The sequence below is a fragment of the Komagataeibacter sp. FXV3 genome (genome assembly GCF_015155755.1).
Classification (GTDB): Bacteria; Pseudomonadota; Alphaproteobacteria; order Acetobacterales; family Acetobacteraceae; genus Komagataeibacter.
The window spans coordinates 1-9,062 of the sequence record NZ_VWPI01000057.1 but is presented as its reverse complement, the minus strand read 5'-3'; the positions used below and the strand labels follow the sequence as shown (position 1 = coordinate 9,062).

At 62.0% G+C, this 9,062-nt stretch carries 10 protein-coding genes; 4 read left to right on the top strand and 6 right to left on the bottom strand.

The features are described 5' to 3' along the window. The coding region (locus F1542_RS05715) for a sugar porter family MFS transporter (RefSeq protein ID WP_227672513.1) at nucleotides 1-1,357 on the top strand (1,357 nt) is incomplete at its 5' end. A gap of 147 nt (nucleotides 1,358-1,504) precedes the next feature. Here F1542_RS05715 and F1542_RS05710 read toward each other — a convergent pair. Together F1542_RS05710 and F1542_RS05705 are read right to left on the bottom strand one after the other, a co-directional pair. Continuing rightward, complete coding sequence (locus F1542_RS05710) at nucleotides 1,505-2,182, bottom strand: PAQR family membrane homeostasis protein TrhA (RefSeq protein ID WP_193732194.1); 678 nt, start codon at nucleotides 2,180-2,182, stop codon at nucleotides 1,505-1,507. Between the two features lie 457 nt (nucleotides 2,183-2,639). Next, nucleotides 2,640-2,891, bottom strand: coding sequence for a hypothetical protein (locus F1542_RS05705; protein WP_193732193.1), 252 nt, complete (start codon nucleotides 2,889-2,891; stop codon nucleotides 2,640-2,642). Between the two features lie 163 nt (nucleotides 2,892-3,054). Between F1542_RS05705 and F1542_RS05700 the strand changes: the two genes are divergently transcribed. Then, nucleotides 3,055-4,329 carry a DUF2075 domain-containing protein gene (locus F1542_RS05700; RefSeq protein ID WP_193732192.1) on the top strand — a complete coding sequence of 425 codons (1,275 nt, stop codon included), beginning with the start codon at nucleotides 3,055-3,057 and terminating at the stop codon, nucleotides 4,327-4,329. Between the two features lie 177 nt (nucleotides 4,330-4,506). On the opposite strand, the gene F1542_RS05695 is transcribed toward F1542_RS05700, so the two are convergent. The 3 genes from F1542_RS05695 to F1542_RS17355 form a co-directional block, all read right to left on the bottom strand. Continuing rightward, nucleotides 4,507-4,746, bottom strand: coding sequence for a hypothetical protein (locus F1542_RS05695; protein WP_193732191.1), 240 nt, complete (start codon nucleotides 4,744-4,746; stop codon nucleotides 4,507-4,509). A gap of 119 nt (nucleotides 4,747-4,865) precedes the next feature. Then, nucleotides 4,866-5,054, bottom strand: coding sequence for a CsbD family protein (locus tag F1542_RS05690; protein WP_227672512.1), 189 nt, complete (start codon nucleotides 5,052-5,054; stop codon nucleotides 4,866-4,868). 103 nt (nucleotides 5,055-5,157) lie between these two features. After that, a complete protein-coding gene (locus tag F1542_RS17355) occupies nucleotides 5,158-5,280 on the bottom strand; it encodes a hypothetical protein (protein ID WP_256431441.1) in 123 nt (40 codons plus the stop codon). Between the two features lie 59 nt (nucleotides 5,281-5,339). On the opposite strand from F1542_RS17355, the gene F1542_RS05685 reads away from it, so the two are divergent. Next, a complete protein-coding gene (locus F1542_RS05685) occupies nucleotides 5,340-6,740 on the top strand; it encodes a M20/M25/M40 family metallo-hydrolase (RefSeq protein ID WP_193732189.1) in 1,401 nt (466 codons plus the stop codon). 92 nt (nucleotides 6,741-6,832) lie between these two features. Further along, nucleotides 6,833-7,735: a sulfurtransferase gene (locus F1542_RS05680; protein WP_193732188.1), complete on the top strand. Its 903-nt coding sequence runs from the start codon at nucleotides 6,833-6,835 to the stop codon at nucleotides 7,733-7,735. A gap of 144 nt (nucleotides 7,736-7,879) precedes the next feature. Here the strand turns inward: F1542_RS05680 and F1542_RS05675 are convergent, their stop codons facing one another. After that, complete coding sequence (locus F1542_RS05675; RefSeq protein ID WP_227672511.1) at nucleotides 7,880-8,809, bottom strand: DMT family transporter; 930 nt, start codon at nucleotides 8,807-8,809, stop codon at nucleotides 7,880-7,882. Nucleotides 8,810-9,062 lie beyond the last annotated feature (253 nt).

Here is a 9,062-nt window from a genome sequence, read left to right as displayed (position 1 = left end):
CGGGGGGGCTGCGCGCGCGGCCCTGACCACGGCCAGCGCGGGGTTGCTGGTGGGGCTGGATACCGGCCTGATCGCGGAGGCGCTGGGCTTCATCGGCCATGATTTCCATGCCTCCGCCCGGGCGCAGGAATGGGTCGTGTCGGTACTGATGGTGGGCGCGCTGCTGGGATCGGGTGCCGCGGGGGTGTTTTCCAGCCGCTTCGGCCGCAGGCTGGCGCTGGGCACGGCAACACTGCTGATCGGGCTGGGGGCGCTGTTATGCGCCACGGCGGGCCTGATCGGGCAGATCATGCTGGGGCGGTTCCTGATCGGGATGGCCATTGGCATCTGCACCTTTACCGCGCCGCTGTATATTTCCGAACTGACGACGGGGCGCATGCGCGGCACCATGGTCACCACCTTTTCCATGCTGCAGTCGGCGGGCATCCTGCTGGGGTACCTTGCTGGCGGCATCCTGTCGGGCGGGGGGCACTGGCGGCTTATGGTGGGGCTGCCGGTCATTCCGGCGGCGCTGCTGTTCATGGGGTGCGCGTTCCTGCCATCCAGCCCGTCATGGCTGGCGGCCAAGGGCCGGTTCGAGGAAGCGCGCAAGGTCCTGCGCAGCCTGCGCGGGGATGAAGTGACGGCGGACCGGGAACTGGATGACATCCGCCGCGAACTGGGTGCGGGCAGGCCGGTGGGGGGCTTCACCCTGCTGCGGACCAGACCGTTTTTCCGCCGCTCCGTCGCCCTGGGTATCGGGCTGCAGGTCATGCAGCAGCTGACCGGCATCAATGTGGTGATGTATTACGCGCCCAAGATCCTGGAAGGCGCGCATTTCGGGACATCCGCCGCCGCATGGGCCACCGTCATGGTTGGCGCGGTCAACGCGGTCGTGGGGGTGCTGGCCATCTTCATGGTCTCGCGCTGGGGGCGCAGGCCGCTGCTGGTGACAAGCTGCGTCATCATGGCGGTTGCACTGGCGGCCGCAGGCGTGATCGAGGGGATGCACCTGACCGGACTGGGCGCGGTGCTGGCGCTGGTGGCCGCACTGCTGGTGTTCGTGGCGGGGTTTGGCATGGGGGCCGGGCCGCTGGTGTGGACCCTGTGTTCGGAAATCCAGCCGATCGAGGGACGGGACTTTGGCGTCGCCTGTTCCACGCTGGCCAACTGGGGCATGGACTGGGCGGTCAGCAACACGTTCCTCAGCATCGTGGCGGTTGCCGGGGCGGGCTGGACCTTTGCCGGGTTCAGCGTGATGAACGTGGTGTTCGTGCTGTTCACGCTGGCACTGGTGCCCGAAACCCGTGACGTGCCGCTGGATGTGATCGAACAGCATCTGGAGGCCGGCCGCCCGCTGCGTGAAATCGGGCGTTAGGGCCGAAATAATCCATTGAGGAATAATAAAAGCTTCCGGGTGCCGCCTTTTTTCAAAAAGGGCGGCATATCCAGAAGCTTTTTGAAAAAAGCTTTACCAAAAACGTCTTTATGATTGCATAGGACACCTCAAGGGGTAGTCCTCGGCCTAGAAGCCGCGCATTGGCCCCCGGCTGTAATGCAGCAGCATCGACCCCACCGCGGCCATGTGCGTGCCAGCGCCCAGCACGACCATTACATGCCACAGCGCGTTGGAAAACGGCATGTTTTCACGCATGTAGAACACAACGCCGATACAGAAGAACACCAGCCCCAGCACGATCAGGAAAAAGACAGGCACCGGCAGCGTCCACACCAGCGGGTCGGGACACAGAAAGAAAACCCACGCAACACACAGATAGGGCACGACATGGAACCGGCGCGACCATGTGAAGAAACACATCTTGGCCAGCACGCCCGTCCCGGCCATGGCCCATAACAGGGTGCAGAACCACACACTGCCGCGCCCCCGGCCACCCAGCAGGATAAACGGGGTATAGGTCGCGGCGATGGCGACGAAGATTACGGACTGGTCAACACGCTGCAACCCGCCCTTGAGCCAGCATGACGGGCAGAAATTATACGCAGCCGAGGACAGGCACGTCGCCAGTATCGCCCCGCAGTACAGCAGCGTCACCCCGGATTCCAGTCCCGAATGGGACAGCATGGCGGTACGCACCAGCCACAGCACGCCATACCCCAGCCCCACCACGCCGATGATATGCACCAGCAGGTCGGCAGCCCGTTCGGACAGGGAATAGATGGGAAAACGCGTGCGGGTGTTCATGGCGGCGGAAAATACTCCTTATTTTTCCGCAGGTCCGATCCCATATAATGAATAAGTCTGTTTCTATATATGCAAAAAAGATCATGCATGCGTGAGGCATCCGGCAGGCCGGATCCGTCATCCGTCCCGTCGCCCCCCGCGGGTCATACAGTCCACGCCACATGATGGGGTGGTTGATTCATGTCCGGCATGAAGGTTGCGCGGGCAGGGGATTATTTCAGGACAGCCCATTGATGGGAAATAACAAAGACAACAGGTTGCTGTCTTTACTTGAAAACTTCACCTGAGTCATACTGAAAACAGTACAGAATTTCTTGGTGAAGCTTTTTTAAGGATTCAGGAGGCACCACTTTTTTGAAAACAGGCGGCACCCAAAAACTTTTTTAAACGCCCGGCAACAGGACGAACCGGGGAACGCAGGCGCGTGCAGGCGCCCGACATCCCCCGGTCCCGGACCTTAGCGGGCCGTGCGCTCGCCCTTGACGTGGCTGCACAGGGTCTTGATTTCGGCCGCCGTGATGCCTTCGGGGTTGTGCTGCGCCTTCCTGGCGATTTCATGTTCGGCCTCGGTGGCGTGGCCATGTTCCTTGGCGACGTGCTGGCCCAGTGCGATCACTTCTTCCTTGGTCAGCAGCTTGGGTTCCTTCTGGCCCTTGTCCGCCAGCTTGTGCATGTGTTCGCGTGCGGCGGCGGTGGGTTTGTCGGTCATTATGGGCAATCCTGTCTGAATGATGCGCGGTATGCGCGTGTATGGATGATATAACGCATGGCAGGGCAGGAAAACCAATAGGGTACACATGCCCTTGCGTCATATTTCACATATCTGGTCAGTCACCCCGCGCCGTAAAAGGGGGATGCCAGAAGGGACAGACATGCCAGACCCCACCGACCATACCCCCGACAGCGCGCTTGCGCGTCTTGCCCCCACCATGGCGCTGACGGGCCAGCAGCAGGCGCTGAAGGCGGAGGTCATGGCCTTCTGCCGCGCCCATCGGGCGGATGACCACGCGCTGTTCATCATCGAAGGGGACGCGGGTACGGGAAAGAGCCTGCTGCTCAATTCCCTGTTTACCGCCATACAGGATGCGGCGCGCGGACGCGATGCGCATGACCCGCTGCATGGCAGCCGCAACTGGCTGCTGGTCAACCACCCGGAAATGATCAAGCTGTACCGCAACATTTCCGAAACCCAGCCCTGCCTGCGCAAGAAGGATTTCGAACGCCCGACCACCTTCATCAACCAGATGCACGACCGTGATGGCCGCGCCGATATCGTGCTGGTGGATGAGGCGCACCTGCTGCTGACCCGCAGCGATCCGTACAACCGGTTCCGGCAGGATAACCAGCTGGCGGAAATCATCCGCCATGCCCATGTCGTGGTCATCATATTCGACGCGTATCAGGTGCTGAAGTTCAAGAGCCTGTGGAACGACGCCACGCTGGCCCGGCTTGTAGCGGGCTATCCGGTCGTGACCCGCAGGCTGGACCAGCAGTTCCGCGTGCATGCCCATGCGGATGTCATGGCATGGATCCACGCCCTGCGTGACGGCAGGCTGTTGCCATTACCCGCCCCGCAGCCCTTTGATTTCCGTATCTTTGACGATGCGCAGGCCATGTATGAAGCCATAAGGCAGCACAATGCGCGGTATGGCCTGTGCCGCATGCTGGCGACGTACGATTACCCCTATACCCTGAACGGGCAGGACCATTTCATTACCGAGGGACGTTTCCACCTGCGCTGGGACCGCGCCATGCCGCAGGCGCGCCTGCCATGGGCGGAACGGCCCGATACGATTGATGAGGTCGGTTCGGTCTATACCATACAGGGGTTCGACCTGAATTACGCGGGCGTGATCCTTGGCCCGTCCGTGACCTATGACCCGGCGGCCGACCGGATCGTGATCGACCCGTCACGGTATGAGGACAGGGCCGCCTTTACCGGGCGGGACGGCGTGGACAACCCGCAGGTGGTGATGGAACGCATCATCCTCAATTCCATCAACGTGCTCATGACACGCGGGGTGAGGGGGCTGTACATCCATGCCAGCAACCCGCAGTTGCATACCCGGCTGGCCGCGTTGTGGAAGGCCCGTGCGCTGGCCCCGGTGGGGGCGGATGCATGCCCGGACCAGACGCAAATGTCATGAATGCGGGCAATCAGGTGAGATTGTTATAACACTCAACGGGCCGCACGCCTGATGTGCGAAAGCCCGTTTTTGAAACGGTGCGCAGATCAGGGAAAGGTTTTTTCAAAAAGCTTCAAGGAGCGCCGCCCTTTCTGAAAAAAGGCGGCACCCGGAAACGTTTATCCCGAAAACAGCCTGTCAGCCGCGCTGGCCCAGACGCTGCAGGTACGGCAGGATTTCAGGGCCGGATTCAATGGCGTGGCCCAGCACGGTTTCAACCAGCGTCGCCAGCTTCGTGGCATCAAGCCCGGCAAGGGTCACGCTGAGGTCATGCTTCTGGGAATCGGACAGGCCGGGGGCCTGGATGATGCGCCGTTCAATGGCCGCCTTCATGGCGTCCGTGGTGAAGGGCATGTCGATGATCTGGTCTTTGCTCATGGCCGTCATTCCTGAATGGATTAGGTAATGCGGCCATCGTACGGGTTGCCGGTTTCCCGGCAACCTCCATGCGCGCGATGCGGTTATGCGTTTGTCAGCATGAATGCAGTATGGGGGATTCAGCCCTGTTCGGACTGGTCCATGGCCGCCATGCGGTGCAGGCGGGCCGTCTGGGAAAAGCCCCGCATTTCCTGCGCGATGCCCTGGCGTTCCAGCCGCCGCAGGCCCGTGGCGTAGCCGATTTCCTGTTTCAGTTGGCCCAGCAGCATGTTGGTGCGACCGCTAAGCATCGTCTTGAAACGATCCATGTCAGACCTTTCATCCATTGGAAAGAATGCTGCGCCATGCGCATGCCAGACAACAGCATGATGCATGTGCGCATGCAACAATTAATGCATACCTGACAAACATTTAATGCATGATGATGGCCGTCACGCCCGCCCGCATGACCCGTCCGGCCATGCCCGCACCCGTATTTTGCGCATGTGCCTGCTCCCGCCCGGTATCCGGTGCCGTGTGATGGGCGACTGGCATGCAGGGCGGTTCCATGTCATTATTTTATCGAAATGATACTTTTGGAAAGTTACCGATCTATGCGCAAAGTCATGGCCTTGCTTGCCTTTACCGCCCTTCCGGCCCTGCTTCCCCCCATGGCGCACGCGGACGTGGTGCCACACCCGCAGGCCGATGCCCAGGCGCTGGACCTTGCGGAAAAGGCGATTGCACTGCGTTCGGTGGCCGGGCCGGGGAACAGGACGGCGGATGTGGCCAAACTGTTCAGCAAGGCGCTGGTGGCCGGTGGTTTTTCCAAAAAGGACATCCAGATCGTCCCGGTCGGCAAAACCATGTACATGACCGCCACGTGGCATGGCACCGACCCGTCGCTCAAGCCGCTGGTGGTGCTGGGCCACATGGACGTGGTGGAGGCGAAACCCGCCGACTGGAAGCGTGACCCGTTCACCCCGGTGGTGGAGGATGGCTACCTGTTCGGCCGCGGGGCCACGGACATGAAGCTGGATGACACGCTGGCGATCGCCTCCCTCATCGAACTCCGGCGCGAGGGCTACAGGCCGAAGCGCACGATCATCCTCGCCTTCTCCGGGGATGAGGAAACGGACATGCGCAGTGGCGCGGCCCTGGCGGACAGGCTGTCCGATACGGGCATGGTGCTGAATGTCGATGGCGCCGATGGCGTGCTGAACGAACAGACCGGCAAGCCGGAATATTTCGCATGGGCGGCGGCGGAAAAGACCTATGCCGATTATGAACTGACGGTCACCAATCCCGGCGGCCATTCGTCCGAACCCCGGGCCGACAATGCAATTGCCGAACTGTCCGCGGCCCTGTCGCGTATCCAGAAATACCAGTTCAAGCCGGAGGAAAACGACATTACCCGCGCCTATTTCGAGGGGGCGGCCAGGCTGGAACCGGGCAGGCTGGGTGCCGCGATGAAGGCGTTCGCCGCCAACCCGGCGGATAAAAAGGCGATTGCGACCCTGTCGGCCGATCCGTCCATGGTGGGCAAGATCGGCACGACCTGCGTCGCCACGATGGTGAACGGGGGCCATGCGCTCAACGCCCTGCCGCAGCGGGCGACGGCCAACATCAACTGCCGTATCTTCCCCGGTCATTCCAAGGCCGACATCATGGCCGAACTGCAGAAGGTGGTGGCCGACCCGAACGTGCAGGTGCGCGACGTTTCGGCCGGGTCGGTCGCGACCGATGCCTCCCCCATGGACAAGGGCTTCATTGACGCGGTGACCAAGGCGATCCACGGCGTCTATCCCGGCCTGCCGGTCATCCCGTCCATGGAGGCAGGGGCATCGGACAACATGTGGTTCCGCGCCCATAACGTGCCCAGCTACGAAGCCAGCCCGCTGTTCATCAAGCCGTCGGAAAACTTCATGCATGGCCTGAACGAACGCACGCCGGTGGCCGCCATCGCGCCGGGCGTAGACTTCCTGCTGTCCATCATTCCCGATCTGTCCAACTGACCTGACCGCCGGGGCGTGCCTGCGCCCCGGTGATGGCTAACCTGCGTGGGGCAGGGGGCAGGTCCGCCGTGTTTCTGATAGGGCATGGAGCCATGTCCCGAACCATGCAGGAAGCCGTGATGCCGACAACCGTTCTCCATTCGCCCGATGATGTGCGCCGGATGCTTGCCAGTGGCGACGCGGTCGTGATCGATGTGCGCGACCGCAAGGATTTCGACGCAGGCCACATTCCGGGCGCGGTCAACATGCCCGATATCTTCACCTACCTGGCGGAAACCACGCAGGACGGCCTGCACACACTGCAGCAGACATTCGCCAGCCTGTTCGCGGATTACGGTCTGGATGGAAAAAAGACCGCCATCGTTTATGAAGATGCCCTGCATACCCGCTATGGCGCGTCATGCCGGGGGTACTGGATCCTCAGCTACCTTGGCTATCCCGCTGTCGGCATTCTGGATGGCGGGCTGAGCGCATGGCGCAAGGGGGGCGGCGCACTCACGACCGAAACCATCACCCCTGTGCGCACCACATTCCCGCTGCATATCAATGCCGGGCTTATGGCAACCTATGAAGACGTGCGCACAGCCCTGGGGTCGCCCACGGTCAGGCTGCTGGATAACCGTGACCGGGTGGAATGGCTGGGTGACAGTTCATCGCCCTACGGTGTCGATTTCGCCCCGCGCAAGGGCCGCATACCGGGTGCGGTGTGGATCGAGTGGTATGATTTCATGAAGGTCACCGACAACCACGCCGCCTTCCGCAGCACCGATGAAATCCGTGCCCTTGCCGCCAGCCGTGGCCTGCGGCCCGATGATGACATCATCATCTACTGCTTCAAGGGCGCGCGGGCGGCCAATACCTATGTCGCGCTGGCTTCCGCCGGTTTCAGCCGCCTGCGGATCTACATGGGATCGTGGAACGAATGGTCCCGCAATCCCGCCCTGCCGATCGAGGACGGCCTGCCCAGGGCGGCCGCCCCGTATCGCGGCGACTGATCGCGCCGGGGATGGGTCGGGGCGCGCTTCAGGCGCGGCCCGCGGCCCCCTGTGCGGTAAAAGAAATTCCCGGTGAAGCTTTTTCGGAAAGCTTCGGAAAATGCTGCCTTTTTGAAAAAGGCGGCACCAAAAGCCCTTTATTTATCAATTCATTGTTTCGCGGTTATTAGGTCCGGTCCATGTCGGGCTGGTGACAGTGGTGGTGACAGTGCTGGTGGCTGGCGCACGGTTGGTCAGCAGGTACCATGCAACCGCCACCAGCACGATGGCCCCGCCACCCATGACCGCCCCGGTCGGGCGTTCGCCGTAGAAGAGCCAGACCCATAACGGGCCAACGGGCACGTCAAGCAGCGAGATGAACCCGGTCTCGCCCGACGAAATCAGCCGGCTGCCCTTCAGCAGCAGCATGTACGCCAGTCCCATCGTCATGGTGCCGAACAGGGCGCAGGCCAGCATGGACTGGAACGGCGGGATGCCGGGCCGCATGACGGGAATGGCCACCAGCATGCAGATCCCTGACATCAGGGTGATGATGATGGTCATGTCCAGTGATGGGTACCGCTTCACCTGCACCAGCTGTATTGCAAAGCCGGTCGTCATGACCAAGGCCGCGCCAAGGCCCAGCAGGTCACGCGGGCTTGCCGCCGCCCGCCCCATGATGGCAATGCCCGCGATTGCGATCCCGCCCGCCACAAGGAAGCGCGTGGTGACCCGTTCACCCAGCCACACGAAGGCAATGCCCGTGGTGATGAAGGGCAGGGCGGCATAGATGATCATGACATTCGCCACGGTCGTCATCCGCAGGGCCATGACATAACAGATGGCCGATACCACCGACACGGCAACGGTGAACACCCCCGGCCACCCCTGCCGCAGGATGACGCGCCCCAGCGCCCGCCGGTACAGCACCACGGCAAAGCCCCCGAGGGTCATGAAGGAAAAGAACGAGCGCCACGCCACGATGGTCCATGTGTCCAGGTGGCTCATCCGCACGAACAGGCCCGCCGTACTCCACAGCAGGGCGGACAGTGCGACGAGGGCAACGCCGACAGTGCGGCTGTGAAGGCGATCCATGGCGGCTCCGGAGGCTGCTGCGCGTCACGTATATCCGATGATCGTGAGGGTAGCCATTGCCAGACCGCAACATTTTGGCATGCCAACCCTGCTGCGACAGCATGCATCCGGGATGGACGCTGCGGCCCGGTCGCCGGAAAGGGATATCGGCCACGGGCGGATGGTGTGCATGGTAATTTATGATATCGTAACGATCGCGATGCCAATATCGGAACTGTCTCTTATACACATCTGACGCTGCCGACGATTGATA